Source organism: Helicobacter sp. TUL, from assembly GCF_002287135.1.
Lineage (GTDB): Bacteria > Campylobacterota > Campylobacteria > Campylobacterales > Helicobacteraceae > Helicobacter_F.
Window position 1 is genome coordinate 94,185 of record NZ_NESU01000005.1, and the last position, 15,609, is coordinate 109,793.

At 38.1% G+C, this 15,609-nt stretch carries 16 protein-coding genes; 10 read left to right on the plus strand and 6 right to left on the minus strand.

Annotation, left to right across the window (positions count from 1 at the left end):
• Nucleotides 1-53: 53 nt before the first annotated feature.
• Complete coding sequence (locus B9T66_RS03795; RefSeq protein WP_180763327.1) at nucleotides 54-488, plus strand: cyclophilin-like fold protein; 435 nt, start codon at nucleotides 54-56, stop codon at nucleotides 486-488.
• Nucleotides 489-523: 35 nt separating this feature from the next.
• Here B9T66_RS03795 and B9T66_RS03800 read toward each other — a convergent pair whose 3' ends face one another.
• Complete coding sequence (locus B9T66_RS03800) at nucleotides 524-2,644, minus strand: TonB-dependent receptor domain-containing protein (RefSeq protein ID WP_095627658.1); 2,121 nt, start codon at nucleotides 2,642-2,644, stop codon at nucleotides 524-526.
• Between the two features lie 380 nt (nucleotides 2,645-3,024).
• Entirely contained in the window at nucleotides 3,025-4,221 is a 1,197-nt protein-coding gene (locus B9T66_RS03805) for a glycosyltransferase (RefSeq protein WP_257874582.1), read from the minus strand.
• Between the two features lie 139 nt (nucleotides 4,222-4,360).
• Between B9T66_RS03805 and B9T66_RS03810 the strand changes: the two genes are divergently transcribed.
• The 9 genes from B9T66_RS03810 to rplT all read left to right on the plus strand — a co-directional run bounded on the left by B9T66_RS03810 (nucleotide 4,361) and on the right by rplT (nucleotide 11,239).
• Nucleotides 4,361-5,413 carry a GDP-L-fucose synthase family protein gene (locus B9T66_RS03810; protein ID WP_095627659.1) on the plus strand — a complete coding sequence of 351 codons (1,053 nt, stop codon included), beginning with the start codon at nucleotides 4,361-4,363 and terminating at the stop codon, nucleotides 5,411-5,413.
• Nucleotides 5,413-6,204, plus strand: a complete 792-nt coding sequence (gene proB, locus B9T66_RS03815; RefSeq protein WP_095627660.1) for a glutamate 5-kinase — start codon at nucleotides 5,413-5,415, stop codon at nucleotides 6,202-6,204. Before B9T66_RS03810 ends, proB begins: the two co-directional genes overlap by 1 nt.
• A gap of 40 nt (nucleotides 6,205-6,244) precedes the next feature.
• Nucleotides 6,245-7,180: a methionyl-tRNA formyltransferase gene (locus B9T66_RS03820; RefSeq protein WP_095627661.1), complete on the plus strand. Its 936-nt coding sequence runs from the start codon at nucleotides 6,245-6,247 to the stop codon at nucleotides 7,178-7,180.
• Nucleotides 7,181-7,245: 65 nt separating this feature from the next.
• Entirely contained in the window at nucleotides 7,246-7,656 is a 411-nt protein-coding gene (secG, locus tag B9T66_RS03825) for a preprotein translocase subunit SecG (protein WP_095627662.1), read from the plus strand.
• An 18-nt stretch (nucleotides 7,657-7,674) separates the two neighbouring features.
• Nucleotides 7,675-8,241 carry a ribosome recycling factor gene (frr, locus tag B9T66_RS03830; protein WP_095627663.1) on the plus strand — a complete coding sequence of 189 codons (567 nt, stop codon included), beginning with the start codon at nucleotides 7,675-7,677 and terminating at the stop codon, nucleotides 8,239-8,241.
• Between the two features lie 5 nt (nucleotides 8,242-8,246).
• On the plus strand, nucleotides 8,247-10,067 hold the full coding sequence (gene thrS, locus B9T66_RS03835) for a threonine--tRNA ligase (RefSeq protein ID WP_095627664.1): 1,821 nt from the start codon (nucleotides 8,247-8,249) through the stop codon (nucleotides 10,065-10,067).
• The gene (gene infC / locus B9T66_RS03840; RefSeq protein ID WP_095627665.1) at nucleotides 10,064-10,576 is read left to right on the plus strand and encodes a translation initiation factor IF-3; all 513 of its coding nucleotides are present in this window, start codon (nucleotides 10,064-10,066) and stop codon (nucleotides 10,574-10,576) included. Before thrS ends, infC begins: the two co-directional genes overlap by 4 nt.
• Before the next feature lie 27 nt (nucleotides 10,577-10,603).
• Nucleotides 10,604-10,798, plus strand: coding sequence for a 50S ribosomal protein L35 (gene rpmI, locus B9T66_RS03845; protein WP_095627666.1), 195 nt, complete (start codon nucleotides 10,604-10,606; stop codon nucleotides 10,796-10,798).
• 93 nt (nucleotides 10,799-10,891) lie between these two features.
• On the plus strand, nucleotides 10,892-11,239 hold the full coding sequence (rplT, locus tag B9T66_RS03850) for a 50S ribosomal protein L20 (RefSeq protein ID WP_095627667.1): 348 nt from the start codon (nucleotides 10,892-10,894) through the stop codon (nucleotides 11,237-11,239).
• A gap of 49 nt (nucleotides 11,240-11,288) precedes the next feature.
• Here the strand turns inward: rplT and B9T66_RS03855 are convergent, their stop codons facing one another.
• The 4 genes from B9T66_RS03855 to B9T66_RS08840 form a co-directional block, all read right to left on the minus strand.
• On the minus strand, nucleotides 11,289-12,626 hold the full coding sequence (locus tag B9T66_RS03855; RefSeq protein WP_095627668.1) for a sodium-dependent transporter: 1,338 nt from the start codon (nucleotides 12,624-12,626) through the stop codon (nucleotides 11,289-11,291).
• A gap of 17 nt (nucleotides 12,627-12,643) precedes the next feature.
• Nucleotides 12,644-13,213, minus strand: a complete 570-nt coding sequence (locus tag B9T66_RS03860; RefSeq protein ID WP_095627669.1) for an anthranilate synthase component II — start codon at nucleotides 13,211-13,213, stop codon at nucleotides 12,644-12,646.
• On the minus strand, nucleotides 13,210-14,676 hold the full coding sequence (trpE, locus tag B9T66_RS03865) for an anthranilate synthase component I (protein ID WP_095627670.1): 1,467 nt from the start codon (nucleotides 14,674-14,676) through the stop codon (nucleotides 13,210-13,212). The genes B9T66_RS03860 and trpE overlap by 4 nt, the downstream gene beginning before the upstream one ends.
• A gap of 188 nt (nucleotides 14,677-14,864) precedes the next feature.
• Nucleotides 14,865-15,609 (minus strand): hypothetical protein (locus tag B9T66_RS08840; protein ID WP_095627671.1); only part of this gene is annotated, 745 nt, incomplete at its 5' end.

Consider the following 15,609-nt stretch of genomic DNA (forward strand, 5'->3'; position numbering starts at 1 on the left):
ATGAGGGTATACAGTGCAAAATGCAATATATGATATGACAAAAGGTGGTATTTATGAAAGTAGCAAGCGCATTAGTGATATTTGCAATGTTGCTAGAATTTTTGTTTGCAGGAGAGAATATGAGATTAGAGATGAAATATAATGGAGCAAGGTTTGCGGTGCTATTAGAGGATAATCCTGCCTCAAGGGAATTAATCGCGCAATTGCCTTTGGAATTAGAATTTAGCGATTATGCACAAAAAGAAAAGATAGCGCATTTACCAAAACCCCTAAGCGTCAAAAATACTCCAAATTATAATCCACAAATTGGTGATGTATTTTATTTTTCTCCTTGGGGAAATATAGGGATTTTTTATGGCAAGCAACCGCCATTTAATGGGCTTGTGTATCTTGGCAAAATTTTGCACACTAACAATAGCGATGATATAGAAACCTTAAAGAATATAAAGGGGAATTTTGTAATGCGTTTATACACACAAGAACTTTGAGATTCTATGTATTTCCATAGAATCTCAAAGGTTTATCAAAAGTCGTATGAGAGCGTTGCCCAATATCTGCGTCCTTCTTGGATTACGGGACCATAATAATTGATATTTGTGGTGCCTGTGATATGCCTAAAGTCTGCGAAGTTTGTATCAAGGAGGTTATACACACCAGCATTTAGGCGTAGATTATCAGTTAGCTTATACCCAACTCCCAAATTTAACACAAACGAAGGTTTATAATAAATCCCATCAAACTTATCGCGTATGAGCTGTGCATTTGCGCTATTTCCTAAGGCATTTGTATTGACTATACCTGCCTTATATTGTCCTTGTACATAGGTGCTAAAATGTTTGTATTGATAAGAAATTTTGCTAAAGAGATTATGTTTTGGTGTGGTAGATAAAGGATTTCCTTTTTCTTCACCAGAAGTGATTTTGGTTTGTATGAAAGTGTAGCTTACATCAAAACTTACGCCATAGATTGGCTTAATTCCAAAGTTTGCTTCAATCCCTTGTGAGTAGGCACTATCGGCATTGTAGGCGATGTTGCAAACATTATCCCTATTACTTCCACCATAAAGCGCACAGGTTTGGCTATAGTTTGGATTACTCGGAGTTTGACTCACTCTTCTAGAATCTATCTTGTCTTTGAAGTTTGATCTAAAAAATGTAAGCGAGAAATCAAGGTATTGGTTATCAAATACCGTGCCTATTTCATAGTTTATGGAGCTTTCTGCCTTTAGGTTTGGATTACCCAAAAAGGCTAATGTGCCCTGTGATCCATAGCCATACACAGCATCGATAAGTTGGTTTGCGTATGGGGCTTTGTATCCTGTAGAAACCCCACCTTTTAGCGACCAATTGTTGGTAAGCATATACACAAGATAAGCTCTTGGGCTAACATTTGATCCAAACTTGTCATTATAGTTATATCTTGCTCCAAAAGTAAAGGTTAGTGGATCAAGGATATTCCACTCATCTTCAGCAAACAAGGCAAGAGTGTTGCGATTGTGGTCAGCTGGAGTGGCAGCTAGATCGTGATAATGCTCGTTTCTATATTCTGCACCGATATTGAGATTATTGCGATCTCCTAGATAGAAAAGTGCTCTAGAATCTACAATAATATCATTACTTGCAATGCCGCGATTTTTGCCAAGATTTGGAGAATCTGTCTTACCAGCAACAAGCCTTCCTGTGTTTTCTGTGCGTAAGAATTGGATAGAGTTTTTCCAATTCCCAAAATTATATGTCCCTTGATGTGCGGCAGAAACGATAAGTTTATTGACACCTACCCACTTTTCATAACCGCCTCTTCCTTGATCGTTTACACCGACTGTGCCTACTTCATTGTTTCTATTATCGTATTTTGAATATGTATAGTCTATATCTGCGTAATAGAGATTATTTTTGTTTGGCATATAAGTAAGCCTAGAACCTATATTATAAAGCTGATATTTTGTGCCAAAAAAACTATTGACAATATCACCCCTATCGTTTGTTGGTCTTTGGCTTGCTTCTCTATCAATTTGACGCATACGCAATGTAAATCCTAATTTGTCTGTTAATGGACCCGTGAGATAGAGAGAATTTTGGTATGTGTTGCCAAATTTACTAGATTCTGGGATAATCACTTGCGTTTGGAAACTACCCGTCCATGTCTTTGTGACTGGTTTTGTGATGACATTTACCACGCCACCTATGGCATCACTTCCCCAAAGTGTGCTCATAGGACCTCTGATAACTTCAATCCTTTCGATAGCTGATAATGGTGGTATAAAGGTATTATACACACCAACACCAAGATTGGCTGTAGCAACATCGCCGCTCGGATTTTGACGCAAACCATCTACCAAAAATAATGTATATCCTGCAGGCATGCCACGAATAGAAATAGCACTTGCCCCTAATTTATTACTTGTTTCATCAAGACTAACACCTGGCACTTCTTTTATCGCTTCTCCAAGATCGCGATAAGGCTTTTTCTCCAATTCTTCTTTGCTTACGACACTTACAGATGCGGGTGCAGCAATTTGATTTTTTTCTTCTCCTGATGCAGTTGTAACAACAGACCGAAGATTGACTTTTTGATCATCTGTTTGGGCATACAGGGCTGTAAGACACATTGTTAGCATAATGGAGATTTTTGTGTAATGATTCATGTTCTACTCCTTAATATAAAAAATAAGAATGGTTATTGTAATTAAACAAAAATAAAAAGAACCTTAAGATTATATATTATGTTGCAGTGATTACAGATATGGGTTTTGAATGTGATTGGTTACATTAGTGTTTGTGAATATTGTGAGAATATGCGATTTTAAGATACATAGACCACTTCATAGGTGATACATTTTGGTAAAGCTATACATATTGATGATAGCAATATGTATAGAGATATTGGGAAAGATAAATGGCAAGGTGCAATTAGAGCAAAATAAATAAAAGCAAGAATGGGCTTAGCCATAAGAAAGCCTTGAGCGCACTTTGTCGCCTTTTGCAACTTGTCGCTTCCTATAAGTTGGCTCCTTGCGATCGGTGCTTATTTTTGAAACAAAATCTCTTCAAAGGCTTTACGTGCTTTTGTTACATCAAAGTTTTTGGCAATCGCCAAAGCCTTAGATTCTAATTCTTGCTTATAGCGCGTATCTGTATAAAGCCTACGCATCGAATCTGCCAAACTCCTTGCGTCTTTGGACACAAAAAATTCTGCACACTCACCAAGCTTGGAATCTATAAGCATTTCTCTGCTAGTAGGAATATCACTAGCTATAATCGCCTTGCCAAGCACGCAAGATTCTGCCAAGACAAGTCCATAGCCCTCATAATAACTCGCCAACACAAAAACATCACAAGCCTTAATGTATGCGTAAGGATTCTCCTTAAAGCCCAAAAATTTGACATTTCTAACGCCGCTAGATTCTATATATGCAAGTAGTTCTTTTTTGTAGCGATCACCCTCACCAACAAGCCATAAATCATATTCTAAGCCTTCTTGTTGCAAGATTGTATTAGCCTCTAAAAGCGTTGCTAAGCCCTTTTGGTATGTGAGTCTCTCTACCTGCAAAAAGCTAAAGCGATTGCGTTGTATCTGCTCGATTTGCTGTATGTGTTCTTGTGCTTTTAGGGTGATTGCTTGTGTATTGATAGGATTATGAATGACAACTATATGCTTATGTGCCAATTCCGGATAAAGTTTTAAAAGAGAATCTTTGACATAATGTGATACACAAATGATTGAATCTAGTGCAAGATAGGCTTTAAGTTCGGCTTCATCACGCGTATTATCGCGTATTTCTGAAAGCGAAGTATGGATATAGCCAATTTTTTTGCCCCCATGTTTTTGAGAAATATATATGGTGCTAATCCCCTCCAAAAAGCCAATATTGACATCATATTGCTCTTTGATAAAATAGTTAATCCATTGAGGATTTCGCAACACACGCCTTTTCCAAAACTTATTTAAAAAGCGTATTTTGCCAAAAATATGAGGAAAACTAAAGACTTTGTGCAAATGCTCCTCACACCACCCAAGATATGTATCTTGTGGTTTTTTCTCTATCAAAAATAAATCAATATCTTGTTTAGGATTTATTATTCTTGATTCTTCCGTAAAGCCCTCTGTTGCTGAATTTTTTTGCCAATTTTTTGCATGCTCCTCCCAAGCTTGAAAAAAATCTACTAGCACTCTTTCTGCACCACCACCGCCAATACCAAGCATACAGATTAAAATTTTCATACATTCCCTTGTCGTAGTAACTAAGCGAATATTTCCCAAAAATGCTTTAAGAATCCCTAAAGCTATAAGCAAACCTTACTCAAAGTTTAGCTACAATACCGCCCATTTTGCAATGATGTATTATGTCAAAAGGGTGTATATGCAAAAAGATTCTAAGATTTTTGTCGCAGGGCATAGAGGGCTTGTAGGTTCTAGTATTGTGGAGGTTTTGCAAGATCGTGGTTATAGTAATCTCATCACACACACACACCAAGAATTAGACTTGAGTGATTTTAGAGCAGTGGGGGATTTTTTTGAGATACATAAGCCAGAGTATATTATTTTGGCAGCTGCCAAAGTTGGGGGCATAGCTGCCAACAATGAATACAGGGCGGATTTTATTTATGAGAATCTTGCTATACAAAATAATGTCATCTTTCACGCATACAAACACAATGCCAAAAAACTACTTTTTTTAGGAAGCTCTTGTATTTATCCCAAAAATGCTCCACAACCCATTACAGAATCTTCCCTTCTCACAAGCGCATTAGAATATACTAATGAGCCTTATGCTATCGCAAAAATTGCGGGGTTAAAAATGTGTGAGAGTTTTGCCCTGCAGTATGGGTGCAATTTTTTAAGCGTAATGCCTACTAATTTGTATGGGAATAATGATAATTTTGATCTCCACACTTCCCATGTCCTCCCCGCACTTTTGCGTAAGATTCACCTTGCCAAGCTTCTTTGGCTAGGCGATAGAGAATCTGTGCAAAAAGATACTAATTTATCGGGTGAGCAATTAGATGCGTTTTTGAAACGCTTTGGCATTAGCGCCCAAAGTGTGCAAATTTGGGGTAGCGGAAAGCCACGCAGAGAATTTTTACATGCCATTGATATGGCAAAGGCGTGTGTGTATGTGATGGAACATATAGATTTTAAAGATGTGCGTGGCAATCAAGATGAGGTGCGCAATACACACATCAACATAGGCTATGGTAGCGATATAAGTATCGCTGATCTTGCGCGTATGATACAACATATCGTAGGGTTTAATGGGGAGCTTGTATTTGATACCTCTAAGCCTGATGGCACATACCAAAAACTTATGGATTCAAGCAAGATACAAACATTAGGGTGGCAACCTACAATTGACTTAGAATCTGGCATAGCAAGTGTTTATGCGCACTATCTCAAAACCTATGGAGCTAAGTAATGAAACCAAGAATCGTCCTAAAAGTAGGAAGTTCAAACATTTCTAATGGCGAAATGATTGATGAAAATAAGCTTGAGGCTATTGCGAAACTTATTTGTGAATTACGCACACATTATGATATTTTGCTTGTAAGCTCTGGTGCGGTGGCAAGTGGCTATACGCGACTAAAAATTGATAAATCGCTTTTATCAAACAAACAAGCTCTTGCAAGTATCGGACAGCCACTGCTTATGCAAACATACCGCACAACATTTCAGCATTATGGCATAGAGGTTGCACAAATTTTGGTTACCAAAAACAACTTTGATTCACGCACACAAACTAAATGCGCTAAAGATTGCATAGATACGCTTTTGGCACATCAGATTCTGCCTATCATCAACGAAAATGATTCAACAGCGCTTACAGAATTTGTGGGTGATAATGATCGTTTGAGTGCGTATGTAGCGCATTATTTTGATGCACAACTCTTAGTAATTTTAAGTGATATTGATGGGTATTTTGACAAAAATCCCACGCTAGATCCTCATGCCAAAATCCTCCCACGCGTTACGCACATACAACCTCAAGAGCTAGAAGCACCACACACACCAAATGCAAAATTTGCCACCGGTGGCATTGTAACTAAGCTTATGGCTGCGCATTTTTTGCTAGATCGTCAAAAATCGATGTTTCTTACCAATGGCAACAAGCTTGATGTGCTTCGCGCACTTTTGATAGAGGGCAAACAAACAAGCGGCACGCTTTTTGGGACATTGCCTACTTTGCCTTGCATAACAGATTCTAAATAATTGTTATGGACTTTACATAATTAGGGAGCATACAAGAACTATGAGAATCTTACTTGCTGGGACACCTGCCTTTGCCAAAATTGCTTTTGAAAATCTCTTGCATTGTGCGCATACAGATACAGAGTCTTTGACACTTGAAATTATTGGTTTGCTTACCCAACCTGATCGAATCTTTGGGCGCAAAAAAGAGCTAAAAGCTCCTGAAACTAAAGAATTTGTGCGCTCATTGTTTCCAGATATTCCTATTTTTCAACCCCAACGCATAGACACACACACGATAGAATCTATCAAAGCCCTACAGCCTGATATGATACTTGTCGTTGCCTTTGGACAAATCTTGCCACAAGCATTTTTGGATATAGCGCCATGTCTTAATCTCCACGCATCTATTTTGCCAAATTTACGCGGAGCAAGTCCGATTCAAGAAATGATCCTTGCACAACCAAAATTTTTTGGTGTGAGTGTGATGCAAATGGAATTGGGGTTAGATTGTGGTGCGATATTGGGTGTGGGCTATGTAGAAAATTGTGGAGAGAATCTCTACACTCTTAGCACACGCTTAGCCCAAAGAGGCGCACAAGTGCTTTGGGGGGTATTAAAGCGTTTGCGCACACATTCTCTTGTGCCATTAGAGCAAAATAATGCAGATTCTAGTTATTGCACCAAAATCACACGCCAAGATGGATTAATCACATTAAAAAATGCGCAAGAAGTGTATTATAAATACCTTGCGTATTATGGGTGGCCTAGTGTTTTTGTAGAATCTGGCTTGAAATTTACACACATTGTGGGCTTTGAAGCGCAGGGATTCTATAAAGAGGGAGAAATTATAAAAATCCTTGCACATAGCGCACTTATAGGGTGTAGGCAGGGGTATTTAGAAATTGCTAGTGTGCAACCACCAAACAAAAAAGAAATGCCTATTAATGCTTATCTTGTCGGAGCACGACTTCAAGAGGGAGCATGTTTGTTGTAAGAATTTATGAGATTTAAAGCTTTTTTTGCTACAATCGCGCTTTATTTGCACATTTTGGAGAGATAATGGCGACTACTTTACTCGTGATTCAAATTGTTTTGACATTACTTATTACTATCGTAGTTTTATTACAAAAAAGTTCAAGTATCGGACTTGGCGCATACGGCGGAAGCAATGAAAGTATGTTTGGGGCGAAAGGTCCTGCAGGGTTTTTGGCAAAAGCGACAATGTTTTTGGGATTTTTGTTTCTCATCAATACAATCGCACTTGGTTACATGTATAATCGTCAAACAAGTGTTGTTGATAGAATCTCCCCTAAAAGCACTTCTAATCTCGCGCCATTACCAACTGATGAGTCACAAGATGCATCAGATTCTAAAGCCTCTACATTGCAAGTGCAAGAAGGAGATAATCCTTTTGAAAATGCTTCACCTAGTGCGCCAAATGCACCAACTAGCATACCGCAAACAAAATAAGATTTTTAAGGGAATGTAATGAACGAAGAGATTACTAAGATTTTACAACATACACAAGAAAATATGGAAAAATCCCTGCAAGTGTTAAAGAAAGATTTTTCTTTGCTACGCAGTGGGAGAGTTTCGAGCGCTATGATAGATTCTATCAAGGCAGATTATTATGGCACACCAACGCCTATTAGCCAAATGGCATCAATTATGGTGCAAGATGCTTCTACAATTCTTGTAACTCCTTGGGATAAGACACTTTTAAAAGACATTGAGCGTGCGTTGCAAGAAGCGAATGTAGGTGCTACACCAAATAACGACGGAGAAGCAATCCGTTTGCATTTCCCTCCAATGACAAAAGAGCAACGCTTAGAAATTGCCAAAGAAGCGAAGGCTATGGCGGAAAAAAGTCGTGTGGCAATACGCAATATCCGACAAGACGCAAACAATCATCTTAAAAAACTTGAAAAAGCTAAAACTATTACAGAAGATGAGAGCAAAAAATCTCAAGATAATGTCCAAAAACTCACCGATGAATTTGTCAAAAAGATTGATGAAGTTTTGAAAAACAAAGAACATGAAATCCTAAAGGTATAGGCTTTATGAGTAAAACACTAATAGGTAAAAAAATCAATAATCACATTTATGATCTTTGCACAATCGAGCAAAATGCGCTTAGTGGCGGAGAGCCTATTTATTTTGATAATAGCGAAGATTCTTTAGAGATTATACGCCATTCTTGCGCACACCTTATGGCTCAAGCTATCAAAGCCATTTATCCAGAAGCACAATTTTTTGTCGGTCCTGTGGTAGAAGAGGGGTTTTATTATGACTTTAAGGTTGCGCATAAAATCGGTGAGGAAGATCTCCCAGCTATAGAATCTAAAATGAGGGAAATAGCCCAAAAAGCCTACCCTATAGAAAAATACACAACTACTCGTCTTTTGGCACAAGAAAAATTTGCCAATGATGAATTAAAGCTTGCAGTGATGAGTAAAATAGAGGGAGATAGCTTTAGTTTCTATACACAGGGAGATTTTGAAGATTTATGTCGAGGACCACATCTCCCAAACACTAAATTTTTGGAGCATTTTAAACTGACAAAAATTGCAGGGGCATATTTGGGTGGAGATGAAAATGCTCAAATGCTTACTAGAATCTATGGCATAGCCTTTAGCACCAAAGAAGCCCTAAAAGAGTATCTTTTCCAAATCCAAGAAGCAAAAAAACGCGACCATAGAAAAATAGGTCAAGAAATGGGTCTTTTTAGCTTTGATGAGGAAATAGGTGCTGGTTTGCCTTTGTGGTTGCCAAAGGGGGCGCGTTTGCGTCGCAATATCGAGAATCTACTTACCAAAGCCCTTATAGAGCGCGAATATGAGCCTGTGCGTGGTCCAGAGATTCTCAAAAGTGATGTGTGGAAAAAAAGCGGTCATTATGAAAACTACAAAGAAAATATGTATTTTACGACCATTGATGATCAAGAATATGGCATAAAACCTATGAATTGTGTGGGGCATATCAAAGTGTATCAAAGTAGCCCAAGAAGCTATCGTGAGTTGCCATTACGATTTTATGAATATGGTGTCGTGCATAGACATGAAAAAAGTGGTGTGTTACACGGGCTTTTGCGTGTGCGGGAATTCACACAAGATGATGCGCATATATTTTGCACACCAGCACAGATAAAAGATGAAGTGCATAATATCATTGCCTTTACAAAAAATATTATGGAGCTTTTTGGTTTTAGCTACGAAATGGAATTATCCACACGCCCTAAAAAATCTATCGGAAGCGATGAGGTTTGGGAGAGCGCGACAGATTCACTGAAACAATCTTTGGATCAAAACCACATAAATTATCGCATTGATGAAGGTGGTGGGGCATTTTATGGACCAAAAATTGATATTAAAATCACCGATGCACTCAAACGCAAATGGCAATGTGGCACCATACAAATTGATATGAATCTTCCAAGTCGCTTTGAATTGAGCTATACTGATGAGCATAACAGCGCACAAATGCCTGTGATGATTCATAGAGCAATTTTGGGAAGTTTTGAGCGATTTATTGCCATTTTGACAGAGCATTTTGCCGGAGAATTTCCGCTTTTTGTCGCACCTACGCAAGTGTGCCTCATACCTATTGGAGATTCACAAATACCATATGCACAGGCTTTGCGTGAGAAAATTATCCAACAAAGCGGAGCATATGCCGAGATTTTGGACAAAAATGAGACATTAGGCAAAAAGATTAGAATCGCTGAAAAACAGCATACACCTTTGATTGTGGTTTTGGGTGAAAAAGAAGTGGAGAGTAAAATCCTAGCCATTAGAGATAGAACTACGCGAGAACAATACACATTGAGCGAGGAAGAATTTATCGCAATGCTATATACCAAAATAAGTGAGGTTCGTATTTGAGCAAAGAAGAAGTATTACTAAATGAGGAGATAAACCTCAAAGAAGTGCGTTGTGTGGGTGATGATGGTCATGTGTATGGTGTGATGAGCTCAAGAGAAGCATTAGAGATAGCTGTAAGAGAGGATTTGGATCTTGTGCTTATATCACCCAATGCTAATCCTCCTGTATGCAAGATTATGGATTATGGTAAATTCCGCTATCATCAGGAAAAACGCCAAAAAGAAGCCAAAAAGAAGCAAAAACAAATTGAGATTAAAGAAATTAAGCTTTCTACACAGATTGCACAAAATGACATTAATTATAAGGTAAAACACGCTATACAATTTTTAGAATCTGGTAAGCATGTGCGTTTTAAAGTGTTCTTGAAACAACGAGAGTTAAGTATCCCAGATGCAGGTAAAGAAACTCTCAATAAAATCGCACCAATGCTTGAAGAGGTTGCCATAGCAGAAAAAGAACCAAAACTTGAGGGACGCTATCTCAATGTTTTGTATGTCCCTAAAAAATAGTAATTAATCTTATGAAAGGAGAATGTAATGCCAAAGATGAAAACAAATCGTGGTGCCGCCAAGCGTTTTAAGCTCAAAAAAAATGCTATCAAGCGTGGTAGTGCTTTTAAAAGTCATATCTTGACAAAAAAAAGCCCAAAACGAAAGGCGAATCTCAACGCACCACACTATGTGCATAAGACCAATGTTGATTCTGTAAAAAACCTACTTTGTATGGCATAACACAGAATCTGTAGCTCCCCTAAGCATATGTATGCAATAGGGCAAGGCGAGCCAAAGGCTCACACCTAAAATAATAAGGTAAAGGAGAATACTATGAGAGTAAAGACAGGTGTCGTTAGAAGAAGACGACATAAAAAGATTCTAAAACTAGCGCGAGGCTTTTATAGTGGTCGTCGCAAACATTTCAGAAAGGCAAAAGAGCAACTAGAACGCAGTATGTATTATGCTTTCCGTGATAGAAAGCGTAAAAAGCGAGACTTTAGGCGTTTATGGATTACTCGTATCAACGCAGCTTGCAGAAGCAATGGCGTAAGCTATTCTAAATTTATGCATGCACTCAAACTTGCTAATATCGAGCTTGATAGAAAAGTTTTGGCTGATATGGCAATGAATGATACACAAAGCTTCCAAGCAATTCTCAAAAGCACAAAACTTATCTAGTATCACATCGCGGATTTTAGAATCCGCAGTGTGCTTCTATCCGCAGTAGTTACATGTCCTTTATGGCTGATTGTATCATAGCGGCTAAAATTCCTATAGGTGCAATAAATCTTATCACAAAATACCATATTTCAAAGGCTATCGTGCGTAGATATCCCTCACACATTGCATATACTTGTGATTTTGGAAGTATCCACCCTACAAAGACACACAAAAATACACCAGCCAATGGTAACATATATGACGCACTGATATACCCAAACCACTTAAAAAGTGTCTTGCCAAAAAAGCTTAATGTTTCATGATAGTTTGCTGTATTACTAAGCAACAATAACACACCCAAGCCATACGCAACGCTGATAGTAAGAATATTTGCTTTGGTGCGAGAAAAGTAAAAACGATCAATAAGCCATGTATTGAGTGGTTCTAGCATAGAGACAGCTGAAGTAATGCCAGCAAAAATAAGGGCGACAAAAAACAAAAAAGCGATAATCTGACCACTTACACCCATATTGGCAAAAATGAGTGGTAGCGAAATAAATACAAGCCCAGGACCACCATCTGGTGTTGCGCCATATCCAAAGATAAAGGTAAAAATTACAAGACCAGCTACAAGACAAAATACAAAGTTAAGAAGTGCAACAATGAGCGCAGATTTGATAAAATTCCCCTCTTTTGGCATAGATCCTGAATATGTCAAAATCACCCCAACCCCTAGAGATAGGGAAAAAAATGCCTGTCCTATTGCATCGACAATCACTTGAGGCGTGAGTTTGCCAAAATTTGGAGTAAATAAAAATTTACAAGAAGCCAAAAAAGAGTCTTGATACATCGAATATACCAAAAGCCCCAAAAAAATGATAAGCAACAAAGGCATAAGGATAAGGTTTAGGCGCTCTATGCCCTTTTTGACACCTTGCTGCAACACATATGCACACAATACCACAATCACAAAATGCCACCATAGCTGAAGTCCTATTTGATCATTGGTAAAATGCTCCCAAAGATTTTTTGTCGATTTAAGTGTTGTTGGTAAGCCTATGAGACTTAATGCCATATAATGCATAAGCCACCCTAACACAACGACATAAAAAGAAAAAATTACCAAACCAGAAAAGACCATTAAGCCGCCATATTTATAGTATTTTTTTCCTTTTGGTGCTAGAGATTCAAAGGTGCTAAAACTATCTTGCCTACTTGCTCTACCCAAAATCATTTCTATAATAAATACGCTAAGACCAAATACCAAAAATGCTACAATAAATACCAAGACAAATGCGCCACCGCCACTTTCGCCCACCACATAAGGAAACTTCCAAACACCGCCTAATCCTATGGCGCTTCCTGCTGCTGCTAAAATAAAACCAATTCTTGAAAAATATGTCATTGCTGCCTCACTTTATTTTAGCAAGATTCTAAAAGATTGCTAAGTATTGTTTTTCCATAAGGTGTCAAGACAGATTCTGGGTGGAATTGCACGCCATAGATAGGATATGTTTTATGGGCTAATGCCATAATCTCGCCATCATCGCTACTTGCCAATACTTCCAAATATGCAGGGAGTGAATCTCGCACACTTGCTAAGGAATGGTATCGCGCCACTTGGATTTGTGAGGGCAATCCTTTAAACAAAGTATCTTCTTTGTGAATGCTGATGAGTGAAGATTTTCCGTGCATAATGCTTTTGGCATAACTCACTTCACCTCCAAAAGCGAGAGTGATTGCTTGGTGTCCCAAACACACGCCAAAAATAGGTATAGTCCCTGCACAAAGTTTGATTGCCTCAACGCACACACCTGCATCTTGAGGCTTACCAGGACCCGGAGAAATAACAAGGAGTTTAGGGTTTAGATCCTTAATTGCATTTGCACTTAACTCATCGTTTCGCACCACACGCACATTATCATAGAGACTTCCCAAGAGTTGATAGAGGTTGTAAGAAAAACTATCATAATTATCAATAAGTATAATCATAAAACACCACCTTGTGCCTTATTGGCTGCTTCTACAATCGCTTTGGCTTTGTTGAGCGTTTCTAAAAATTCACTTTTTGGATCGCTATCAATGACAATCCCCGCTCCAGATCGTATACATACCTCATCATCTTTTTTGTATATGAGGCGTATCGCAATACATGTATCCATATTGCCTGAAAAATCCAAATACCCAATGGCTCCACCATAGATTCCGCGAGGACTTTTTTCTAACTCATAGATAATCTCACACGCACGAATCTTTGGCGCACCCGATAATGTCCCTGCTGGCAAAACAGCGCGTATTGCATCAAGGGCTTCTTTGCGTTCATCAAGGATTCCGCTTACTATGGAGCTTATGTGCATAATGTGAGAGTATTTGACCACATCCATATACGATCGCACTTCCACACTGCCTATCTTTGCAACCTTGCCTATGTCATTGCGACCCAAATCTACAAGCATATTATGTTCGCTTAATTCCTTTTCATCTTGCAATAATTCTTCTTGTAGTGCCATATCCTCATCTACATTTTTGCCTCTAGGACGACTTCCTGCCAATGGATATGTGCAAAGCTCTTGGTTTAGTAATCTCACAAGTGTTTCTGGCGAGGCTCCAGCTATTTCTATATCATCACTTGCAAAATAAAACATATATGGCGAGGGATTGCTTGTGCGCAAAACTCTATACACATCAAATAAGCTACCACTTGCACGCGCACGCAGTGGATTTGAAAGCACGACTTGGAATATATCACCCTCATAAATATATTCTTTTGCTTTTTGCACCATAGCACAAAACTCCTCTTGGGAAAATTTTGCTTGTGGCGGAGTAAGTAAGCAAAAAGGCGGAATTTCTGCCTTTATCCCGCTACGCAAAAGCACTTCTAAATCTTTGAGATATTCATTGGCTTTGGCATAGGAATGTGCGAGATTCTCTAGTGTGATATTGGTGATGAGAAATAGCTTTTGTTGTAAATTATCAAAAGCAATGATCGTATCAAAAAGCATCAAATCCACATCATTACTATCACTTTTGCCAAATAAATAAGAGAGTTTTGGCTCGACATAGCCAATGTATTCATACGAAAAGTAACCCACAAGTCCCCCGGTAAATGGAGGAAGATTCTCCACTTTTGGGCTTTTGTAGTTTTTTAGAATCTCTCTAATGGCATCTTGGTGGTTTTCATAACTCACACTAGAGCGATCGCATAAATTGCGAATGTGTGTTTTGCCTGCATTGCACACAATCTCTAGTTTGGGATCAAACCCTATAAAACTATAGCGTCCCCATTGCTTCCTATCTTCTACGCTTTCGAGTAAAAAGACATGTTTAGATTGTTTTTTGAGAATCCGCACTACTTCTATAGGCGTGATAAAATCCGCGTAAATCTCTCTTGCAACCGGCACATACGCATATTCAGTCTTTGAAATTTGCTCTATCATTTCCAAACTTGGATACATCTATTCTCCTTGCATACATTGCTCTTTGTGTGGATTTCATCATATTGTTTCTTAAAGTATGTGAATTCCATGTGATATTAGGGATACAATCTTATAAAGATCCAACACAAAAACCACTTTAGGCAATGTTTAGCTTTGCGTGGATTGTAGCAAAGAAATCCTGATGGATTTTAGAAGTGCTCTTAGGATTATTGTTTGGCACTAAAGTATCGCATAAACCACAATCGCAATTTCTTTGGAAATCCATAGATTCTAGGAAAGTGATAGCATAAGATTCTATGTTTAGAGGACATATATTTGCGCATTGGTGCAATATCTTGTTTGCTAAATCCAAGATCCTTTGCATAGCCAATAAATCCTAAACTTTTCATCATATCTTTAGCATAGAAAGCACAATTTTGTCTGTAAAACTCTTTAAATTCTGGATTTTCTTCTGTATCATGCAAGGCACTAAAATAACAAAGTGTCATAAAATAGCTATAGACTTGTTTGATGCGTTTAGCTCTTGTGAATCTTCCACGTATTGTAGAATCTGGCGAGAGGACATAATTATAATATGGTTTATCACTAATATAAATATGCTTACATTTCATGGTAAGAGTGGTGCAAAATGCTATGTCTTCATAAAAAATATATGGAATAAAGCTAATATCATTATCAAAAATAAGGCTATTTTTTGCAATAAACGCCCAAGTTGTAGCTATGGGTATATGAGTTTTAGCACGAATAATCTCTAGCGGTGTATATACGCCTACAAGCTCTTTTGCAAACACTCGATACCCATACTCTTTTCGTTCTCCACCGCTAGGATTTACTGCCATAATCTTACTAAATGATACAAGTTCAACATCATGTTGTCTAAAAATATCAGCACATGTTTGCAACCCATCAAGCTCTATATAATCATCAGAATCTACAAAAACTATATACCTA

Excerpts from the sequence above, each read along its gene's own strand:
- rplT (WP_095627667.1), top strand. The coding sequence starts at position 10,892 with ATGAGAGTAAAGACAGGTGTCGTTAGAAGAAGACGACATAAAAAGATT.
- B9T66_RS03820 (WP_095627661.1), top strand. The coding sequence starts at position 6,245 with ATGAGAATCTTACTTGCTGGGACACCTGCCTTTGCCAAAATTGCTTTT.
- B9T66_RS03800 (WP_095627658.1), bottom strand. The coding sequence starts at position 2,644 with ATGAATCATTACACAAAAATCTCCATTATGCTAACAATGTGTCTTACA.
- secG (WP_095627662.1), top strand. The coding sequence starts at position 7,246 with ATGGCGACTACTTTACTCGTGATTCAAATTGTTTTGACATTACTTATT.
- thrS (WP_095627664.1), top strand. The coding sequence starts at position 8,247 with ATGAGTAAAACACTAATAGGTAAAAAAATCAATAATCACATTTATGAT.
- proB (WP_095627660.1), top strand. The coding sequence starts at position 5,413 with ATGAAACCAAGAATCGTCCTAAAAGTAGGAAGTTCAAACATTTCTAAT.
- B9T66_RS03805 (WP_257874582.1), bottom strand. The coding sequence starts at position 4,221 with ATGAAAATTTTAATCTGTATGCTTGGTATTGGCGGTGGTGGTGCAGAA.
- B9T66_RS03810 (WP_095627659.1), top strand. The coding sequence starts at position 4,361 with ATGCAAAAAGATTCTAAGATTTTTGTCGCAGGGCATAGAGGGCTTGTA.
- rpmI (WP_095627666.1), top strand. The coding sequence starts at position 10,604 with ATGCCAAAGATGAAAACAAATCGTGGTGCCGCCAAGCGTTTTAAGCTC.
- trpE (WP_095627670.1), bottom strand. The coding sequence starts at position 14,676 with ATGTATCCAAGTTTGGAAATGATAGAGCAAATTTCAAAGACTGAATAT.
- frr (WP_095627663.1), top strand. The coding sequence starts at position 7,675 with ATGAACGAAGAGATTACTAAGATTTTACAACATACACAAGAAAATATG.
- B9T66_RS03795 (WP_180763327.1), top strand. The coding sequence starts at position 54 with ATGAAAGTAGCAAGCGCATTAGTGATATTTGCAATGTTGCTAGAATTT.
- B9T66_RS03855 (WP_095627668.1), bottom strand. The coding sequence starts at position 12,626 with ATGACATATTTTTCAAGAATTGGTTTTATTTTAGCAGCAGCAGGAAGC.
- B9T66_RS03860 (WP_095627669.1), bottom strand. The coding sequence starts at position 13,213 with ATGATTATACTTATTGATAATTATGATAGTTTTTCTTACAACCTCTAT.